The sequence below is a fragment of the Leuconostoc sp. XM4 genome, assembly GCF_055698815.1.
This window is the reverse complement of sequence record NZ_CP134507.1, coordinates 532,110-551,517: the sequence shown is the minus strand read 5'-3', so window position 1 is coordinate 551,517 and position 19,408 is coordinate 532,110. Positions and strand designations below refer to the sequence as shown.

Below are 19,408 nucleotides of genomic sequence, written 5' to 3'. Positions count from 1 at the left end.
TAAATGCGTGTAAAGAAAAATTTACAAAACAAAAATGGCTCACCTTCGACGCTATGTCTACAGTTTGCCATTTACTATAATAACGCCACATATGTCTTATGAAAACACTAATTCGTCATAGTATATCCAAATCCGCGAACTGTTTTCAATATTTTAGGCGCCTTTGGATTTGACTCAATCTTATCTCGTAAGTTACTGATATGCATATCTACCATACGGCTTTCGCCAGTATATTCATATCCCCACACAGCCGTCAAAATTGTTTCACGATCAATTACACGTCCCAATCGCTGTGCAAAATATAATAATAAATCATATTCCCGTGGCGTTAAGGACAAAACAATATTTTCTTTCATAACTGTTTTTTTGCTATCATTGATGAGCAAATCTTGTATAGAAATAACCATTTCGTCCGTTTTGTTGGTATCTGTACTAACTTGTGAACGACGTAATACAGCTTTTAGTCTTGCTACAACTTCTCGAGGGCTGAAAGGCTTAGTGATATAATCATCTGCACCTAATTCTAAGCCAAGCACACGATCAAACTCATCCCCTTTTGCAGTCACCAAAATTATTGGTGTGCTAACTTTATCTTGACGTAACTGCTTTAAAACGGTCATGCCATCCATTTCTGGCAGCATTAGATCCAACAATATTGCATTGAATTGTTGCTCTTTTGCCTTTTGATAAGCGGATAAACCATCCGATGCAACTGTTACTTCGTAACCATTCTGTTGCAAATTGTATTGCAGCAGCGTTGCAATTGCCGTTTCATCATCAACAACAAGTATCTTAGTCATGTCTATCTCCATGCGTTTCTATACTTGCATTGTAACAAAAAAAAGAAAAACGACCTAACGTTTTTCTCAATATTTACGTAATTTATACAATTGGTTCGTCCGTTAAAGAATCATCAGTCGTTGTATCCAAATCCGGCAGATTAATTTGCTCATCAGATTTTTCTGCTTGAGCCTCCGTATTTGAAACGGCAGTACCATTCGCATTAGAATCAATACCATATGCTTGACGCACCTTGACATATAGTTCTTGTCGCAATGCGGCATGCTCAGGATCATCCAAATAGTCTTTAGCTTTCTCACGCCCTTGACCAATTCGTTCACCTTCGTAAGCATACCATGCACCTGCTTTGTCGATAATATCTTGATCAACAGCGAGATCAAGAATTTCACCAGTTTGTGAAATACCATGGCCATACATAATATCAACTTCAGCAACTTTGAATGGTGGAGCCACCTTGTTTTTAACAATTTTAACTTTTGTCAAATTACCAGTGACATCAGTACCGTCTTTAATTTGTGTTGAACGTCTAACTTCTAAACGTACTGTCGAATAAAACTTTAGTGCACGACCACCGGGTGTAGTTTCTGGGTTTCCAAACATTACGCCGACTTTTTCACGAATTTGATTGATGAAAATAGCAATTGTTCCCGTTCGGTTCAGGGTTCCTGCTAACTTACGTAGTGCTTGACTCATTAAACGAGCTTGCAATCCAACGTGCGCATCACCCATTTCACCTTCGATTTCGGCACGAGGTACTAATGCAGCAACTGAGTCAACAACAATCATATCTACGGCACCTGATTGTACCAAAGCATCAGCAATTTCTAATCCCTGTTCGCCTGTATCCGGTTGTGACAAAAGTAATTCGTCTTTTTTAACGCCGAGGGCTTCAGCATATTTAACGTCCAAAGCATTTTCAGCATCAATATAGGCAGCCGTTCCGCCTTGCTTTTGAACTTCAGCAACTGCATGAAGTGCGATGGTTGTTTTACCTGATGATTCTGGACCGTATACTTCAATAATACGCCCCTTGGGATAGCCACCAACACCCAAAGCAACATCAATTTTAACAGAACCAGAAGGGATCGTTTCGATCTGCGTTAGCGCGTTATCTCCTAACGTCATCACTGAACCTTTCCCAAAGTTCTTTTCAATTTTCTTTAGCGCTTCATCTAGCGCGGCTCGACGACCATCTTTCTTTGCTTGATCGTCTTTTTTAGTCGTTTTCTTTGCTACCATTGCGGCTAACTCCTTTTATCTTACTTGATTAGTGTACCTTTTTCGCGAGTCAAAAGCAAGTGTTTTTCGAACATTTGTTCGTTTCTGTTTGCTTTCTTCTTGATTATACGAAAAAAGCGCTAAAAGCGCTTTTAGTTCCTTACATACCATCAGAAAAGACATTTCTATTTTGCCAAAAATAATCGATACCAGAATAAATTGTAAAGATAACAGCAACCCACAATAAGACATCCCCAATAGGAAAATTAATAATGGAAAATGGCGCGTTGTGAATATATAAGAAGAAAATAGCAAACATTTGTGAAAATGTTTTTATCTTTCCTGGCATCTGTGCTGCCAAAACCTTGCCATTGTTTTCAACAATTAGTGTACGTAAACCTGTAACGGCTAACTCTCGAATAACGATAACCGCAGTCATCCAAGCTGGAACAACATTGAAGCTCGTTAAGAAAATCAACGCTGTCATAACCAAAAGTTTGTCAGCCAAAGGATCCGCAAACTTTCCAAAATTGGTAACTAAATGCTGGCTACGAGCTATCTGACCGTCCAAGAAGTCAGTTGCAGAGGCTATTGCAAAGACAACAGCGGCAATCAACCAATTAACGGGCATGGTTGCTCCTAAAAAGCTGATATTAGACCAAGCATATGGTACTGTCAGCAATAAAATAAATACTGGAATTAAAATAATTCTGAAAACAGTTAGTTTATTGGGTAAATTCATGATACATCCTTTATTTATTGAGATTAAAAAGCACATTCCAAAATGATGTTGTTGCACCACTTACTTCGACATTTTGTCCATCAACTGTAACTGAAGCATTATTAACATTAGAAAATTGTAGATTAAATGCCGTTGTTCCCGATGGAATTTCTACTGTTTTACTGCCACTAGCCAATGTTTCATTTAGTAAAATGTTACTACTAGCATCATTGACCTTAACTGAAGTACCTGTGTTCTTTGCTGTTATAACAACTGTATGCTTTTTAGTATTTTCATTAGACAAATTATAGATTGTCGTCTGCAAACTTGTATTTGTTTCTGGTGTACCTAAATCAAGTGTCGAGGATTCCTCACTGGAACTAGAAGCAGATGACTTCGATGCTGATGATTTACTAGAGGATTTGGAAACCTCAGAACTAGAAACAGAGATATTACCGCCGTTAGATGTCTGTTGAGAATTGGTTCCTATGTGTGTCAATACAAACCAAATAACTATTAAAGCCACAAGAATCAATAGCCCTAAACCAATTGTTGGCATAGAGTTTGCCAACCGTGATCTTGCTGTTGGGGTATTATCTATCCCCGCACGAACAATACCATCATTATCCCTGTGTGCCCGGCTCAAGTCGCTAGTTCGAGACATAGAAATTGGTTTTGTTTCTCCTAATAACTCATCGGGATGTAACCCAACAGCTAATGCATATTGCCGAATAAAAGCACGAACGTAAAAATCACCAGGTAAAACGCTAAGATTGTTTTCTTCAATAGCTGATAAATACCGGCGTTGGATTTTTGTAATTTCTTGGATATCATCCAATGATAATTGTTTTTCTAAGCGAGCAGCCTTAAGTTGCTCGCCTATTTGATTTGTTAAAGTTTCATTCATAATAGCCCACAAGACTACTTATGCAACACAAATCGTTGCAACGTAGCATTTCGATATATTTTATCCGCTGTTACAAGAATGTCATCAAATGTTAAATCTTGTAACAACTCTATCTTATCAAAAAGATTAGTTCCAAACAAGACATCATCACCTTGCAAAGCCATATTTTCTAAGGAATTCAATTTCTGGATCCCCTCGCCAACTGTAGCTCTTCGTAGTGACTCAAAAGCATTTTGTTGGTTTTCTAAAACATTTTGATAATCATCAATTTGATTTTGAATTTCTTGCGTCAGAATGTCATAATCGTCCGTTTCCGCAAAAAAACTCACATACTGATAATGTTTTATAATATCAAATGATGTGTCAAATTCTGTATCAATAATACCATGACTATATAAATTCTGATACCAATCTGTTTGCTCGCCAAACAATAAATCATCCAAAATATCAGCAATTAAAATACGTTTGGTTGCTTCTATACCAGCGACCTGATTCTGATCAAGTCGGATACCAAAGGCAACTTTAGGACGCGAAACATTAAAGTAGCGTTCTGATTGTTGTTCTTTTGCTGGTAAATTTTTTTCCTGGAAACGGGTTAACTTTTTAGGACGTAAATCTTTTTTGAATTGATTATCTTTAACAACTGCTAATATTTCTTCAGGATTAAAATGCCCCACAATGTGTAGTGTCAGCTGTGTAGGTTGATAAAATGCAGAATGAATAGCGTATAGTAGTTCAGGTGTGATGGTTGCAATCGTTTCACGGGTTCCAGCGATATCTTTAGCAATTGACGAGTCGGGATATAATGTATTTAACAATCCCATATAGAGTGCCCAATTAGGGTCATCATCATACATTTGTATTTCTTGCCCAATAATTCCTTGTTCTTTTTCTACTGTTTGTTTTGAAAAATAAGGCGTTTGAACAAAATCTAATAAATGTGTTAAGGCTGGTATTAAGTTTTGAGTAGTTGAAAACAGATAACTTGTTTGATAAGCATTGGTAAATGCATTAGCATCAGCCCCCAATTCACCAAATCTTGCGAATGCATCTTCATTTTCTTTTTCAAATAGTTTGTGCTCCAGAAAATGTGCTGTGCCAGCAGGAATCTGAATTGGTTGTGCATCATCGATAGCAAATTTTTGCTCTAACGCACCATAAGCCGTTGTTAACACAGCAAAAGTTTTATGGTAATTAGACTTCGGAACCATCACTATTGACAGACCATTATCTAACGTTTCTGTAATCACATCTTCTTTTAGCTTTAGATAATGTTTTGTTTTCATATTAGACCTCAGGCAATAATATATAACGACTTTGAAGCGATATCTTTTGAGCAGCATTTTGAATATCGTCAGCAGTCACAGACTTAACGCGATCAATCCATTCCTGTTCACTCGTTTCTCTTCTTGTGAGTAATCGAGAAAAAGCAACTTCCATTTGACTTGCAGGTGAGTCACGTTGACTTAAGTAATCACTAATTAAGCTCATCTTAATCGCATCAACTGTTTGATTGTCAAAGTCGCCCTCTTGAACGGCTTTAATTTGTTCTTGTATCATCGTGTCAGTCTGACGCACTTTTGTAGTATCCAAGCCAGCCGCAATAGTTAAAAATCCAGTATCATGTTGCCAACGAGAATAGATGCTATATGCTAGTGACTCCTTCTCGCGCACATTCATAAATAATTTTGATAGTGGCGTACCACCCAACAACGAATTCATGACCATAACAGCAAAACGCTGATCATCAAATGGTTTAACATTTAATTGATAAGCCATGGTAAGCATAGCCTGATTAATCGAAGTTTTATGCTCAACTAATTCACTAAGATGTAATCGAGAGGCTTGCCTATAAAATGGCTCTTTTTCTTCCTTAGCTTGATGTGGCACAATCGGCCACTTCTCTAACAATGAAATAATTTGCTGTTGATTAATATCACCAAGCACAACGATATTCATAGCATCGTCGTTGATCATGTTCTGATAAGCTTGATAAACACCAGATGGATTTAAATGAGCAACAGTCTCTTCATTACCACTAGCGGATACACGCATGCCAGATTTATCATAGGTTATTTCACGAAGTTTAGCCACCGCGTAACGACTTTTATCATCTTTAACGCTGGCAAGTTCATTAATTAGGCTTTGCTGCTCATTGGCAAATACTTGTTCATTGAATGCATGATTCTCCGTCAAAGGATTAAATATCATCTCGCGTAAAAAATCAAAAGCTTCGGTCAGAAGCTGTTTTCCACCCACTATGTAGGTGGGTGCTGGTATTTGCAAAGTAAAGCGAACATGATGCGTTTGACCAATGCGGAAAACATCAGTTTGATATTGGGCACCGTACAAATCAATTGTTTTTTGCGCCACTTGTTGTTGCGTTTTATAACGCGCCGAGCTAACAGCAGTCAAATAAGACACTAATGCACGTGCACTAATGTTCTCAGGCTCAACTGCTGTTGAAAAATCAACGGCGATGTGCAATGTTTTAAATTGTGTAGTTGGCAGAATCACAAGATTCGCGCCATGATTAATTATTGTTTTTTTCATAGTATTGGTGAGAAAAGTCTACTAAACTTTTGCTTAAACTTCATCCAGGCAGACTGTTTCTCAAAATATTCCATTGTTAATTTTGTGGACTTTAATACATCTTGCTCAAATAAATCTTCTAGATCAGCTGCAAAGTCCGGATCATATATAAATGCGTTGCCTTCAAAATTAAGAGAAAATGAACGGATATCCATATTAGCTGACCCGACAGTTGCTACCTCGTTATCAATGATCACAACCTTGCTATGTAAAAAACCACCATCATAGCGGTAAACTGTCGCGCCGAGATCAATTAATTCTTGAGCATAATATTCTGTTGCCCGATAAACTAAAGGATGGTCAGGCTGATTAGGTATCATTAATCTCACCTTAACCCCAGATAAAATAGCAACTTCAAGTGTTTCTAACACAGGACCATCCGGAATGAAATAAGGGGTTTGAATACTTATGCTCTCACGGGCAGAAGAAAACATTCTCATGTAACCTTGTTTGATCTGCTTCATATCGTCATCCGGACCACTGGAAACAATTTGAACCATAGACTTCCCTGGTAACGAGAAGTTTTCAGGAAAGTACTTTGTCGTCTGGGTCAATAATTCTCTACCTTCAGCGGTGGCGTTCCAATCCATTAAAAATCGACTTTGCAGTGATAATACTGCATCCCCAATAATTCGAGTATGAGTATCACGCCAATAACCAAATTTTTTAGATTCACCAATATATTGATCACCGACATTAAATCCACCGATGTATCCAATTTTACCATCAATAATAGCAATTTTACGGTGATTTCTGAAGTTGAAGCGCAAAGTTAGTAGCTGAAAGCGTCGCATTAAGAAAGGTACAGCAACACCCCCAGCTGCACGTAATTGTCTATACATTTTAGGATGTTGTCCATGAGAACCAAACTGATCGTAAATAACGCGAACTTCAACACCTTCACTAGCTTTTTCAGTTAATAGGTCAACTAGCTGATGTCCTATTTTATCATCAAAAATAGAAAAATATTCTAAATGAATATGTTCCTTTGCAGCCCTAATATCTGAGAATAATTTATCAAACTTTTTTTGTCCATCACTAAAAATTGTAATTTTATTACCACGTGTCAAAACTGCGCGATCAGATGATAAAAATAATTTCAACAATTCTGTTGCACTGTATGGAATAGGAAGTAAGTTCTCAATATCTTGTAACTGTTTTTTTTGATTTAAAGCAATCTGATCTAAACCACGTTGTTCTTGAGTCCGTAAGCGAAATATCTTTTTACTAGAAATACGACTACCAGCCAAAAAGAAGATGGCAAATCCTACAACAGGCAACAACAAAAGCACAAGCATCCATGCCCAAATTGTAGCAATTTCACGTTTTTGCCGAAAAACAGCAATAAATGAAATAATTGTATTGATAACCAATGCTATTAATATAACAATCCAAAAAGATGTCCTAAGCATACTGCCCTCCCCAGCGCAACAAAAACTATTAATACCATTCTAACATAAAAGCAGCACCATTACGGTGCTGCTAAAGTATGTGTCAATTACCAAACCATTTCGTACTATATTTTTGTAAACGACCGTCTTTTTTATAAGTTTTTAATTCTTTATTTACTGCTTGTCGTAATTTTTTATCTGCTTTGCGGAAGCCAACTGCATTGTCATTTACTGGGAAACCACCTGTTGTGATTGTGTAATCATTTGGGTTAGACTGATGCGCAACATAATAACGTGCATAGTCTTCATCAATCAATAACCCATCAATGCGACTCGCATTCAAATCATTGAATGCTTTGTCAAATGTATCATAGCCAATAACCTTTTGATCTTTAACATATTGTTTCAAAACTTTAGGATACTGTGCAAAAGTTTGATCACCACTTGAAGCTGTTTGATCGCCTAATACTTTATCTTGCATATCAGAAAACTTATTAACGTTACTTTTCTTTAAAGTAACAAGCACTTGCGTTGCCTTGTGATAAGGTGTTGAAAAAGCAACCTTCTTTTTCCGGTCATCTGTAATTGTATAACCGTTCCAGATAGCATCAATGTTTCTGGTATTTAATTCTGTTTCTTTCATTGACCAATCAATGGGTTGCCATTTTACCTTGATACCCAAACTTTTGAACACAGCGGTTGCCAAATCAACATCAAATCCTACTAATTTACCCGATTTATCGCGAAATCCCATTGGAACAAATGTATCATCTAGACCAATCGTAATTTGCTTTTCCCTCTTTATTCGTGACCATTGATCTGTTTTCACTACTGTCTGTTCTGTACTTTTGCTTTTTTGGGAATTATTAGATAAAGAGAGAGCTGCCATAACGACCAGTGCGATAAATAAAATACCAACAATACTATTAACAACAATCTTCTTTTTCATGCTTGGCATTAGCGTTTTACCTCCGTTGCAAAATCAAACACGCGATCAGAAACCATTTCAGCAAATGGCTGATCGTGCGTAATAATAACTTGTGTTACACCACGTTTCTTAAGCGTTTTAACAACATCAGCGACTTGGTGTGTCGATGCTTCATCCAATCCACTTGTAGGTTCATCATATGCCAAAATTTTCGGGTTCATGGCCAGTGCACGTGCAATTGCTGCACGCTGCTTTTGACCACCAGATAATTGATAGGGAAACAAATTAGCTTTATCTAACATGCCTAAGGATTCCAAAAGCTCCTGCCCTTGTTCAACGGCCTTCGATGAAGACTGTTTATTAACATTAATAGGTGCTAACGTGATATTGTCAATGACTGTGTAGTTTGGGAATAGATTAAAATCTTGGAAAATCATGCCAATATTCGTATCGGAGCTTTCACTTGTAATATCGATGTTTTCACCATTTAAAATAATTTCGCCATCGTCTGCAGTTTCTAATCCTGCCATAATTTTAATTAAGGTTGTTTTACCAATACCAGATGGGCCGACAATGCTTAATACTTCACCATCATGTACTGTTAAATTCAAGGATTTAAAGATCACATTTTGATCGTATTTTTTAGTTAAGTTTTTGATTTCTAACATTAAATTACCTCCATGTATTCAAAACTGTTTCACTACGGCGCAATAATAATGTGACAACCGCCGTCATAATCAAATATATCAATCCAACTAATAGATATGGCATCAAAGTCACGTCACGACTAGCCGCAATATTCCCTGCTCGCAAGATGTCACCTAAGCCAATAACATAAACTAAAGAAGTGTCCTTGACCAAGTTAATCACCTCATTACCAAATGAAGGAACGACAATCTTGATTACTTGTGGCAAAATTATTTTAAAAAATGTTTGTATTTTACTAAAGCCAAGTACTTTAGCAGCATCATATTGCCCTCTTGGGACTGATTGTAGTCCACCACGGAAAATTTCAGCAAGATAGGCTGCATAATTGATAATAAACGCTATGATAGCAGCTTCAAATCGTGGAAATGCTATACCCATCATTCCAAGACCATAGTAGATAAAAATCAATTGTAAAAGTAACGGCGTACCACGCATAATCCAGATATAACCGTTAATCAACCAACGTATTGTAAAGTAAGGTGATTTCATCCCTAAGGATACTAAAATTCCCAATGGTACAGATCCAATGATTGTTAGGAAGAACACCCCTAGCGTCGTTTTTAGTCCAGCCAATAAACTGGGAAGAATTGTAGTTAGATAACTCATAATTGAAACTCCTTTGTTGAATTGCACTTATAACTCATATATTTTCACGAGAAAGAACAATCACATTTATAATGTATTTATAAAACGAAAAAATCCTCTTACAGTATTTCTACTGTAAGAGGACGCAAAAGCGTGGTTCCACCTCGAATTCAACTTTTGCTCACACAAAAGCTCTCCACCAGTCTTCTAACCAATTAAAAACGCCCCAAATACAAGAAATGTATTTAGAGGGCGTTTCATCGCGGTTCCACCTCTTTGTTATGCTACTATCACTAGTAGCATCTCAATAAGTCAAAGACTGTTATGTGATAACGGACACTTCCGACAAAGCTTACTTTGTTCAGCTTTATACTCATAGATGTGTTTCGTTCAATTTAACTATTTGCTCACAGCAACCGCAAATTCTCTTCTAAATTTAAAATGAACTACTCTTCTACTCAACGTTTTACTATATGGTCATAATTATACTATAAAAAGATAACTTGTCAACGCAGAAACTGAAATAAAGACCATACGGGATAATATGACACAGCCGCAAAAACTAGATTTAAAATTACTGTTGGCAATACCTCGTACAATAAAAACGATAATATACTAACATTAGCAATTCCAGTAACAAATCCACTAACATAAGAAATTAGTAGGTAAATAAGCAAGCCAGCTAAATATAAAAGCAAGCCACTTACTAGACGCTCATCTAGCACTTTGTGCAGTTGCTTCATCACAGCTACCGCGGCAATAAATGCAAAAGTATATGTACCAAAAATACCAGTGTAGTACATATCAAACAATATACCAATGACCACAACATAAAACCATAAAGGTAACTCGTTTTCAACATCAAATTGGACACCCAAAAAGAGCCAACCAAGTGTCAAAGTGGGTAAAATGTGCCAAGGAAATTGTGTAAATAACCCCCCCATACTAGACATGAATGTTCCATCAACAAACAGTATCAAAAATAATAACACAGGATAAATTACACGCAATCTCGTCAATTGCCAAAATGCCATTAATTTGCTCCTATCTGTGAAATTGCAACCATAACTGTGGTGATATTACCTAGATCAGCCGCAGGTTCAATGTATATTTTCTTGGATAAACCATAATCATCCGTCGTGACACTAGCAACCTTACCAACGTACAATCCTGCTGGAATAACACCACCGAGGCCAGAAGTTTCAACTAAATCACCTTTACTAATTTTATTATTTGACGTAACTTGCCCCATAATCAGTTGATTTTTCTCACGGTTAAAACTTGTTACAATGCCGTTAACATCGCCATCATCACCCTTAATTTTAATCGCAAATCTATTGGCATCGGAACTAGTATCAGAAATCAAAGCCACTTTTGAATTAGTTGTGTTTACTTCACTAATACGGCCAATAATTCCGGCACCTGCAAGCACTGGCATCCCTTTTTTCAAACCTGAATTGGATCCTTCATCAATAACTAATTGTGACTGCCATGTTGTCGGTGAACGACTAATGGTCACAGCCGAAACTGTTTTATAGTCTGTCAATGTGGCTTTTAGTTTTAATTGTTGCTTCAGAGATTTGTTCTCTTCTTCAACTGTTTGTAGGTGAACCTTGTCTTGAGCAAATTCATCAATCTTAGATTTCAACCGCTTGTTTTCTTCAAATGTATCTAACAGGTTACTAATACTATTTGCTGTACGCCCAACGGCAGTCGTTGGAACAGCAATAATACGACTAACGCCACCCGCTAAATCATTCCCAAAACGCTGTAAAAAAGGTGGCGTATTCGTTCTCTTGGCCCACCAATTTGATCCTGCAATTAAACTTACAATTACTATAAACGCAACAATTATTGATACCAACGTGCGTGATGAAAATATTTTTTTCATGTATTTCCCCAAAAAGCCAGTTACCACTTCTAAAAACAGTTGACAGTTTCATCTACTTTCAATGGTATGCTACCTTGTTTTACTTAGAAACTTTTATTTGACATTAATTCTTGAAAATAAATAATAGCGTAGCGCAAGCGCCACGCTATTTTAAACTACCATTACTTTTGTCGCATGACATCAATAGATTTCAACGCCTCACCAGTACCAATAGCAACTGCATCTAATGGCTCGTTAGCTATTAAAACTGGTACCTTAGTTGCATCCTGAATAATTTTTTCAATGTCGCGCAATAATGCTCCACCACCGGTCAAAATCATACCGTGATCAATAACATCTGCAGCTAACTCCGGTTGAGTCGATTCCAACGTCTCACGAATAGCTGCCACGATTTCTTGCACTGGTTCTTGAATTGATGTGGCTACATCTTCAGCGGTAACATCAATTGTCTTAGGCAAACCAGTCAATAAGTCACGACCTCTGACTGTAGCATTTGGTAAGGTACGTGCTAAAGCTAGTGATGCAGCACCAATTTCGATTTTGAGTCTTTCAGCTGTCGGCTCACCAATGGTAACATTATATTTGTTACGAACAAAATTAGCAATTGCTTCGTCCAGCTTGTCTCCGGCTATACGGATTGAACGGCTTGAAACAATTCCACCTAATGAAATTGTCGCAACATCAGTCGTTCCGCCGCCCATGTCAACAACCATTGATCCAGTAGGATCCATAACTGGTAACCCAGCACCAACCGCTGCGGCAAAAGGCTCCTCTATAACATAAGCGTCACGCGCGCCAGCAACACGAGCAGCATCAATAACAGCACGTCTTTCAACAGCTGTTACACCTGAAGGTACGCCAATCGTTACATAAGGTTTGCCAATACGTCCGCCAAGTGCTTTTTGCAAATAGTAACGAATCATTGCAACGGTTGTATCATAATCGGCAATAACACCGTCACGCATCGGACGAATAGCAGCGATACTTGCAGGTGTTCGGCCTAACATGTCTTTAGCTTCAGAACCTACAGCAACGACTTCATTGGTTTGTGTATTACGCGCAACTACTGATGGTTCACGCAATATGATGCCACGACCTTCGATATATACATATGTGTTAGCGGTACCCAGATCGATACCAACATTTTTTTGTCCAAATGAAAATGCCACTGTACTGCCCCTTATCGTGTTACGACTGCAATTGCAACACATTTAAATTTTACTTAACTTATAATATTGTAGCATAAAACTGGTTTAATTCGCACATCAATTTGAGCGAACATATGTAACTTTACCGTGAGCGTGAGCAATACCACGAATAGTATTCTGATATGCGAAATTTGCCCATGCCTTTTGAAATTCCGGAAATACTGCTGGTGTCACTTCAATTTCGTCTATTTTCCCATCACGCAAATCATTTAATGCTTGTGTATAATCCATAATTCACCTCATAGACAGTATAACATTTTTAAAATTAGCACTCTACTTTAACGAGTGCTAATTTTAATTGCATTTTTCTTAAATCGTGCTATAATTAAAGCATAACCTACAGAAAGGAATCGTGTGCAATACTATGGTGAAATGCAATAACTGTATTCCATGGTGCTTCACACTAAGTAAAAGATATGGCACAACAAGATTCGTTTGGTTTTGGTAATTTAGATGAAATGTTTCGCGCAATGAATGAACAAATGGCGCAAGCACAAGGACAACAAAATACACAAGCACAAAAAAATAATAATGGTAATAAAAAAAGACGCTTACTTGATGAGTTTGGTATTAATTTAACCAAACAAGCTCGCGACGGAAAGCTCGACCCTGTTATTGGTCGAGATAACGAAGTTGCTCGCACAATTGAAATTTTAAATCGTCGTACAAAGAATAATCCAGTACTAATTGGTGAACCTGGTGTTGGTAAAACAGCTATTGTTGAAGGCCTAGCGCAAGCTATTGTGGCTGGAAAGGTGCCTGAAAAGTTACAGCATAAAGAAGTTATTCGTTTGGAAATGTCGGCCTTAGTTCAAGGTACGAGCATGCGTGGTCAATTCGAAGCACGGATGCGTGAATTAATGAAAGAAGTTACGAACAGCGATGATGTCATCTTGTTCATTGATGAAATTCATGAAATTATGGGTGCCGGAAATGCTGAAGGTGGTATGGATGCAGGTAATATTTTGAAGCCTGCCCTAGCTCGTGGTGAGTTCCAATTAATCGGTGCAACAACTTTAAATGAGTATCGAAAAATTGAAAAAGATGGTGCTATTGCCCGTCGTTTCCAGCCAGTGCAAGTCGAAGAACCTTCTAAAGAAGAAACTATCACGATTTTAGAAGGAATTAGTGAACGGTATGAAAAGTATCACTATGTTACGTTCAGTGATTCTGCCCTTCAAGCAGCTGTTGAACTATCTGATCGTTACATTCCAGAAAGATTCCTACCGGATAAAGCAATTGATTTACTTGATGAAGCTGGCTCACGTAAAAATTTGACAATGAAAGTTGCGGACCCCAAAACTATTCAAGTGAATATCGAAGCAGCTGATAAATTAAAGCAAGAAGCAATTGATAAAGAAGATTTTGAAAAAGCAAGCTATTGGCGTGATCAGGTAAACCAACTTGAGTCACAAAAGGCACAAGTCGAGGCTCACCCCGAAATGTCGAAGCCACAAACAGTAACAGAGCAAGATATATTAAAAATTGTTGAAGATAAAACTGATATTCCGGTCGGAGCTTTAAAAGAAAACGAGGCTAATCAACTAAAAGATTTGGACAAAAACTTATCGAAACATGTTATTGGTCAAGATGAGGCAGTAGAAAAACTAGCCAAGGCGATTCGCCGTAATCGTATTGGTCTAACAAAATCTGGTCGTCCAATTGGATCATTCCTATTTGTCGGGCCGACCGGTGTTGGTAAAACTGAAACTGCCAAGCAATTAGCTAAGGAAATGTTTGGTAGCAAAGATGCAATGGTTCGTTTCGACATGTCAGAGTACATGGAAAAACATACCGTTTCTAAAATGATTGGTGCTCCTGCCGGTTATGTCGGTTACGAAGAGGCTGGTCAATTAACAGAACAAGTTCGCCGTCGTCCCTACTCACTGGTGCTCTTTGATGAAGTAGAAAAAGCACATCCAGATGTAATGAACATGTTCTTACAGATTCTTGATGATGGCCGTCTAACTGATGCACAAGGTCACATAGTGAGTTTCAAAGATACTGTCATTATTATGACTTCTAACGCTGGTTCAACAGACACAGGAAATACACCTGTGGGATTCGCCCAAGTTGATCAACAAAATCGTTTGATGCAACGTTTGGAAAATTATTTCCGTCCAGAGTTCTTGAACCGTTTAGACGATATCATTGATTTCCAACCTTTGTCACAAGATCATCTACTAAAAATTGTCGACTTGTTATTGACTGATATGAATGATAACTTGTCTGACAACGATTTGCACATTGATTTAAGCACTGCTGCTAAGCAGAAATTAGTGGAGCTCGGTTATGACCCTGCAATGGGTGCTCGACCTCTCCGTCGTGTCATGCAAGATAAAATCGCCGATGGTATCGCCGATTTCTATTTAGAACACCCAGATGTTCATCATTTGCAAGCTGACATTGTTCATAATGAATTTGTTATTAGTGAAGTTAAGCCAGAACCAGTTACTGTAAATAAAATTTAACTTACGTGTGATATGAAACGACTTTCGGGTCGTTTTTTGTTTGTGATATAATATGTAGGTATATTCAAAGGGGATATTATGGCAAATACATCGCCCGTATGGGTTTATTATAAAAATATAGCAACTGGTGATGAGTTACACGAACCAACAAGATTAGATGGCGAAGCAGGCGCACCTTACGAAATCGCAATTTTAGATATCGCCAATTATCAGTATATCGATACTTCAGGATCTTTGACGGGATTGTTTGGTAGCCTACCTCAGTCATTAGAGCTTTATTATCGGCCACAAGAATGGCAAGCTGTACACCGTATTAACATGTTTATCGAAACAGTAACCAGCGTACAAGTTTTTCTAGAGCCAGATAATTTATCAAACGTTAGGACAAACTTAAACCCAAATACTTTTTGGGCAACTCAATTACGCGCTATTTCTGGTAATGGTCAATTTTGGTATCAAATTGGTGACTATCATTGGATTCGTTATGATGCTACCCAAATGAAATTGTCAGACACAGCTCCAGAAGTTGAAAATATTAACTATTTTAATGATGCAGAAAAAAGTAAAAGTAATCAGCCTAACGCGGTTGTTAATTTCCTTCCCGATCGATCTATAGAAGTCTATGCTGAACCTTATGGGTTGCCAATCGGTAGTGTTTCCGATAGTGATTTTGTGGCAATAACGGAAGAAATTCACGATGATAATAACATTGTTTGGTATAAAATAGCTACTAAAGGATGGATTAACAGTATTTATATTAACAAGCTATAAAAAAATCGACCAAGTTGGTCGATTTTTTTAGTCTAATATTGTTGTCGTAAATGTTTTGTCACCTGAATTACGGATTAGAATTGCTTGCATTTCATTGGCGGCTTTAATAATTATTCGAATCGGTACATTCGTTGGTAAATACTTTAACGCCGATTGAGATACATATGTCGCAAAACTTTCAATCTCAGTTTGACTGTAGAACTGTGTCGTCACTGTAACTTTCATACTAGAAAGCGTACCTGACTTAAAATTAGCAACTGCCGTAGCACCAGCTATATTGGGAAAGAAATTTGAAACATCATTTTTAAAGTTAGCAAAAGATGTGTTAGCCTCTGAACCCAAGCTTGATGTATCAGTTGATTCCTTAGGCAAAACAATAGACTTTTGATTAATGCTAGTCCATTCTTTCAAGTCAGTTCCGCTACTACTTGTAGACTCTGCATAAAAATTCCCTGGCGCTAATGAATCTGTTTTTGAATTGGCATACATGGCAATCACAATAGGCGTATCTGAATCAACCCCTTTTTGTTCTCGCACTTTTTTGATAATTTCTGGTGCAATTTTTTTACCATAAGCTATGCGATCAGCATCTGAAATGTTTTGTGTATATGTAGCACCATATTGTTCTTTTTGGTATTCATCCTGTGTGTTCATCGCTACGCCGATAACCATACCAGCTAATTTAAGGTCGTCACCATCTTTGGTCATGAAATCTTGTTCGGTTAGTGTTTGAACGTAAATCGGATTACGTGAACTATCTGTCTTACCATTATCTTCAGGATTTAATCCATCACTATTACTGCTATTTTTACGCTCAAGTAATGAAGTAACAGTAGACGAACTCAAATATTGTCCCTCTTGAAAAATATAACTGCTCGTCTTAAAATGTGTTTTAGCCAAATCAAGCAATGATGATTCAAAGTTTTTCACATCAAGACTATTCGTCTCAGAAGTTGACGTAATACCACGAGCTGCACTCACCAAATAACGACCATTTTTGATCACCGTTTGGTACTGACCTGGTGTGCTCTGAGTCAACTGGACACCACTTGTTTTTTTACTTGTTGTTAGTGTGACACGATTCACATTGAAAAAATATAAAATGCCAACGGCGATAATCAAAATACCAACGACAATCGCTATATAACCACGAAAACCAATCCGCTTCATTATTTTCCGTCCTCTTTTACTTGTTCATCAACAAACTGTTGTTCGGTCCAAACTGTAACACCTAATTGACTAGCTTTATCAAGTTTGCTACCTGCAGCTTCTCCTGCAATAACTAAGTCTGTTTTCACTGACACTGATCCGGCGACGTTAGCCCCATGATCTTGCAACCATTTTGTTGCAGCAGGTCGACTACTCTGTTCTAGTTTACCAGTTAAGACTACCTTTTTGCCATAGAAAAATGAATTTTCGTCAATCACTGTATCAGATAAATATGATTGGTTAACACCGGAAGAAGCTAGTTCGACAAGTAGTTGCTTAGATTCTGGCGTACTAAAGTATTGAACAATTGACTGGGCAATCGTGTGACCAATACCATTAATATTTGCGATGTCTTCAACAGAGGCTTCTGAAACAGCTGATAAGGTCCTGAACTTTTCTGCTATCAGTCGAGCCGCTTTTGCACCAACCATGCGAATCCCTAAGCCAAATAATAAGCGTTCAAGAGAATTTTCCTTTGAACTGTTAATTGCATCAATTAACTTCACAGCTGATTTCTCTTGGAACTTGTCTAAAGTTAGTAATTGTTCAACCGTTATGCGGTAAATGGACGCCACATCTTTAATATAGCCTGCCTTTAGTAGTTGACCGACAACTCTTGGTCCCATGCCATCAATATTCATTGCATTTCTTGACGCAAAATGTGTTAGTCCTTCTTGAATTTGAGCTGAACAGAATGGATTAATACAGCGGAGTGCTACTTCACCTTCAATGTGAACTAAATTTGATTCACAGGCAGGACATATTGTCGGAACCTGATAAGTTTCACTATCTGTCGGACGTTTTTCTAAAATGACTTGCCCAATTTCTGGAATGATATCACCCGCTTTGTGTAGCGTAACCGTATCACCAATTTGAATATCCTTTTCCCTTAAATAATCAGGATTATGCAAACTAGCACGTTGCACAGTTGTACCCGCTAGCAAAACGGGGTCCATAACTGCAGTAGGTGTTACCGCCCCAGTTCGTCCAACAGTCCATTCAATGTCACGAACGATTGTCAAAGCTTCTTCCGGAGGAAATTTATAAGCGATAGCCCAACGTGGGATTTTAACTGTATTCCCTAAATCAAACTGTAAGTCTAGTTGATTCACTTTAACAACAACACCATCGATACCATAAGACAAGCTTTCGCGCTCCGAAGTATACTCATCAATATAGCCAGCAATATCGGCCATTTTATTGATGACACGATTGTGTGTGTCTGTTGGCAAACCTAATTCTGCAAATCGTTCTAACGCACCACTTTGAGTTGTCACTCCTAGCATTTCAGGTTCAGCCGTATAGTATACAAAAGCCGCTAGGTTTCGTGACTTAGTAATTTTAACGTTCAATTGACGTAAGGAACCGGCTGCAGCATTACGAGGATTAGCAAAAGGTTCTAAACCATCAGCCTCTCGCTGCTTATTTAGAGCAGCAAAACTAGCTTTTGGCATATAAATTTCGCCACGTACCTCAATGGTTAATGGTTCAGTCAGTTTTTTTGGTATTGCTTTAATTGTTTTCACATTCGCTGTAACATCTTCACCAACGATACCATTTCCACGCGTAGAAGCTTGTACTAGTTGCCCGTCAACGTAGGTCAATGCAACTGCTAAGCCATCAATTTTTAACTCTAAATTATAAGGTGCTTGGTTTCCAAGCGACTTGGTTGTTCTTGCATCCCAGTCGTTAAGTTCGTCTAAGCTAAATACATCACCTAACGACAGCATTGGGGCAGGATGTACCACTTTTTGTAATTCAGACTTTGTATCTGCGCTACCAACATTCTGTGTTGGTGAATCTGGAATCACATATTGTGGAAATTTTTCTTCTAACGCAACTAACCGCGCATATAATGCATCGTAAATGTAGTCCTCAACTAGTGGCGCGTCATCTTCATAATAAGCCGTGCCATATTGCACAAGCTGCTTTTGTAATCGCGCGGTTTCTTGTTGCGCGTCTTGTGTTGTTAATTTTTCAATTGGCGTAAAATCTGGTAACATTCTC

At 37.9% G+C, this 19,408-nt stretch carries 18 protein-coding genes and 1 other annotated feature; of the genes, 2 read left to right on the top strand and 16 right to left on the bottom strand.

Translation table 11 applies throughout. The features are described 5' to 3' along the window. Positions 1-107 precede the first annotated feature (107 nt). The 14 genes from RHP64_RS02885 to RHP64_RS02820 form a co-directional block, all read right to left on the bottom strand. Entirely contained in the window at positions 108-800 is a 693-nt protein-coding gene (locus RHP64_RS02885) for a response regulator transcription factor (RefSeq protein WP_011679406.1), read from the bottom strand. An 82-nt stretch (positions 801-882) separates the two neighbouring features. Then, positions 883-2,040 carry a recombinase RecA gene (recA, locus tag RHP64_RS02880; RefSeq protein WP_011679405.1) on the bottom strand — a complete coding sequence of 386 codons (1,158 nt, stop codon included), beginning with the start codon at positions 2,038-2,040 and terminating at the stop codon, positions 883-885. 139 nt (positions 2,041-2,179) lie between these two features. Further along, a complete protein-coding gene (pgsA, locus tag RHP64_RS02875) occupies positions 2,180-2,761 on the bottom strand; it encodes a CDP-diacylglycerol--glycerol-3-phosphate 3-phosphatidyltransferase (protein WP_010285285.1) in 582 nt (193 codons plus the stop codon). Positions 2,762-2,771: 10 nt separating this feature from the next. After that, a complete protein-coding gene (locus RHP64_RS02870) occupies positions 2,772-3,647 on the bottom strand; it encodes a helix-turn-helix domain-containing protein (RefSeq protein WP_462785060.1) in 876 nt (291 codons plus the stop codon). 14 nt (positions 3,648-3,661) lie between these two features. After that, the gene (gene yfmH / locus RHP64_RS02865) at positions 3,662-4,933 is read right to left on the bottom strand and encodes an EF-P 5-aminopentanol modification-associated protein YfmH (protein ID WP_014324423.1); all 1,272 of its coding nucleotides are present in this window, start codon (positions 4,931-4,933) and stop codon (positions 3,662-3,664) included. Between the two features lies 1 nt (position 4,934). Next, positions 4,935-6,200 (bottom strand): EF-P 5-aminopentanol modification-associated protein YfmF, encoded by a 1,266-nt coding sequence (gene yfmF / locus RHP64_RS02860; protein WP_011679402.1) that lies wholly within the window; start codon positions 6,198-6,200, stop codon positions 4,935-4,937. After that, the gene (gene cls, locus RHP64_RS02855) at positions 6,197-7,651 is read right to left on the bottom strand and encodes a cardiolipin synthase (protein WP_014324422.1); all 1,455 of its coding nucleotides are present in this window, start codon (positions 7,649-7,651) and stop codon (positions 6,197-6,199) included. Before cls ends, yfmF begins: the two co-directional genes overlap by 4 nt. 82 nt (positions 7,652-7,733) lie before the next feature. Then, positions 7,734-8,588 carry an amino acid ABC transporter substrate-binding protein gene (locus RHP64_RS02850; RefSeq protein WP_025267869.1) on the bottom strand — a complete coding sequence of 285 codons (855 nt, stop codon included), beginning with the start codon at positions 8,586-8,588 and terminating at the stop codon, positions 7,734-7,736. Beyond that, complete coding sequence (locus RHP64_RS02845; protein ID WP_061514794.1) at positions 8,588-9,226, bottom strand: amino acid ABC transporter ATP-binding protein; 639 nt, start codon at positions 9,224-9,226, stop codon at positions 8,588-8,590. Before RHP64_RS02845 ends, RHP64_RS02850 begins: the two co-directional genes overlap by 1 nt. A gap of 4 nt (positions 9,227-9,230) precedes the next feature. Next, positions 9,231-9,872, bottom strand: coding sequence for an amino acid ABC transporter permease (locus tag RHP64_RS02840; protein WP_011679399.1), 642 nt, complete (start codon positions 9,870-9,872; stop codon positions 9,231-9,233). Positions 9,873-10,096: 224 nt separating this feature from the next. Then, positions 10,097-10,322, bottom strand: a binding site (T-box leader). 35 nt (positions 10,323-10,357) lie between these two features. Next, positions 10,358-10,885 carry a rod shape-determining protein MreD gene (gene mreD / locus RHP64_RS02835; protein ID WP_004164492.1) on the bottom strand — a complete coding sequence of 176 codons (528 nt, stop codon included), beginning with the start codon at positions 10,883-10,885 and terminating at the stop codon, positions 10,358-10,360. Continuing rightward, on the bottom strand, positions 10,885-11,742 hold the full coding sequence (mreC, locus tag RHP64_RS02830) for a rod shape-determining protein MreC (protein WP_011679397.1): 858 nt from the start codon (positions 11,740-11,742) through the stop codon (positions 10,885-10,887). The genes mreD and mreC overlap by 1 nt, the downstream gene beginning before the upstream one ends. Positions 11,743-11,903: 161 nt before the next feature. Continuing rightward, positions 11,904-12,911, bottom strand: coding sequence for a rod shape-determining protein (locus RHP64_RS02825; RefSeq protein WP_004164494.1), 1,008 nt, complete (start codon positions 12,909-12,911; stop codon positions 11,904-11,906). Positions 12,912-13,007: 96 nt separating this feature from the next. Beyond that, entirely contained in the window at positions 13,008-13,181 is a 174-nt protein-coding gene (locus RHP64_RS02820; RefSeq protein ID WP_004164495.1) for a hypothetical protein, read from the bottom strand. Positions 13,182-13,366: 185 nt separating this feature from the next. On the opposite strand from RHP64_RS02820, the gene RHP64_RS02815 reads away from it, so the two are divergent. Continuing rightward, the gene (locus RHP64_RS02815; protein ID WP_025267867.1) at positions 13,367-15,421 is read left to right on the top strand and encodes an ATP-dependent Clp protease ATP-binding subunit; all 2,055 of its coding nucleotides are present in this window, start codon (positions 13,367-13,369) and stop codon (positions 15,419-15,421) included. 78 nt (positions 15,422-15,499) lie between these two features. Next, positions 15,500-16,192, top strand: a complete 693-nt coding sequence (locus RHP64_RS02810; protein ID WP_025267866.1) for a MucBP domain-containing protein — start codon at positions 15,500-15,502, stop codon at positions 16,190-16,192. 27 nt (positions 16,193-16,219) lie between these two features. On the opposite strand, the gene RHP64_RS02805 is transcribed toward RHP64_RS02810, so the two are convergent. Further along, entirely contained in the window at positions 16,220-17,362 is a 1,143-nt protein-coding gene (locus RHP64_RS02805; RefSeq protein ID WP_025267865.1) for a CamS family sex pheromone protein, read from the bottom strand. After that, positions 17,362-19,404, bottom strand: coding sequence for an NAD-dependent DNA ligase LigA (gene ligA / locus RHP64_RS02800; protein WP_014324416.1), 2,043 nt, complete (start codon positions 19,402-19,404; stop codon positions 17,362-17,364). The genes RHP64_RS02805 and ligA overlap by 1 nt, the downstream gene beginning before the upstream one ends. Between the last annotated feature and the right edge of the window lie 4 nt (positions 19,405-19,408).

Excerpts from the sequence above, each read along its gene's own strand:
- RHP64_RS02885 (WP_011679406.1), bottom strand. The coding sequence starts at position 800 with ATGACTAAGATACTTGTTGTTGATGATGAAACGGCAATTGCAACGCTG.
- RHP64_RS02820 (WP_004164495.1), bottom strand. The coding sequence starts at position 13,181 with ATGGATTATACACAAGCATTAAATGATTTGCGTGATGGGAAAATAGAC.
- recA (WP_011679405.1), bottom strand. The coding sequence starts at position 2,040 with ATGGTAGCAAAGAAAACGACTAAAAAAGACGATCAAGCAAAGAAAGAT.
- RHP64_RS02850 (WP_025267869.1), bottom strand. The coding sequence starts at position 8,588 with ATGCCAAGCATGAAAAAGAAGATTGTTGTTAATAGTATTGTTGGTATT.
- RHP64_RS02870 (WP_462785060.1), bottom strand. The coding sequence starts at position 3,647 with ATGAATGAAACTTTAACAAATCAAATAGGCGAGCAACTTAAGGCTGCT.
- RHP64_RS02840 (WP_011679399.1), bottom strand. The coding sequence starts at position 9,872 with ATGAGTTATCTAACTACAATTCTTCCCAGTTTATTGGCTGGACTAAAA.
- pgsA (WP_010285285.1), bottom strand. The coding sequence starts at position 2,761 with ATGAATTTACCCAATAAACTAACTGTTTTCAGAATTATTTTAATTCCA.
- RHP64_RS02815 (WP_025267867.1), top strand. The coding sequence starts at position 13,367 with ATGGCACAACAAGATTCGTTTGGTTTTGGTAATTTAGATGAAATGTTT.
- RHP64_RS02805 (WP_025267865.1), bottom strand. The coding sequence starts at position 17,362 with ATGAAGCGGATTGGTTTTCGTGGTTATATAGCGATTGTCGTTGGTATT.
- mreC (WP_011679397.1), bottom strand. The coding sequence starts at position 11,742 with ATGAAAAAAATATTTTCATCACGCACGTTGGTATCAATAATTGTTGCG.
- RHP64_RS02845 (WP_061514794.1), bottom strand. The coding sequence starts at position 9,226 with ATGTTAGAAATCAAAAACTTAACTAAAAAATACGATCAAAATGTGATC.
- cls (WP_014324422.1), bottom strand. The coding sequence starts at position 7,651 with ATGCTTAGGACATCTTTTTGGATTGTTATATTAATAGCATTGGTTATC.
- ligA (WP_014324416.1), bottom strand. The coding sequence starts at position 19,404 with ATGTTACCAGATTTTACGCCAATTGAAAAATTAACAACACAAGACGCG.
- yfmF (WP_011679402.1), bottom strand. The coding sequence starts at position 6,200 with ATGAAAAAAACAATAATTAATCATGGCGCGAATCTTGTGATTCTGCCA.
- yfmH (WP_014324423.1), bottom strand. The coding sequence starts at position 4,933 with ATGAAAACAAAACATTATCTAAAGCTAAAAGAAGATGTGATTACAGAA.
- RHP64_RS02810 (WP_025267866.1), top strand. The coding sequence starts at position 15,500 with ATGGCAAATACATCGCCCGTATGGGTTTATTATAAAAATATAGCAACT.
- mreD (WP_004164492.1), bottom strand. The coding sequence starts at position 10,885 with ATGGCATTTTGGCAATTGACGAGATTGCGTGTAATTTATCCTGTGTTA.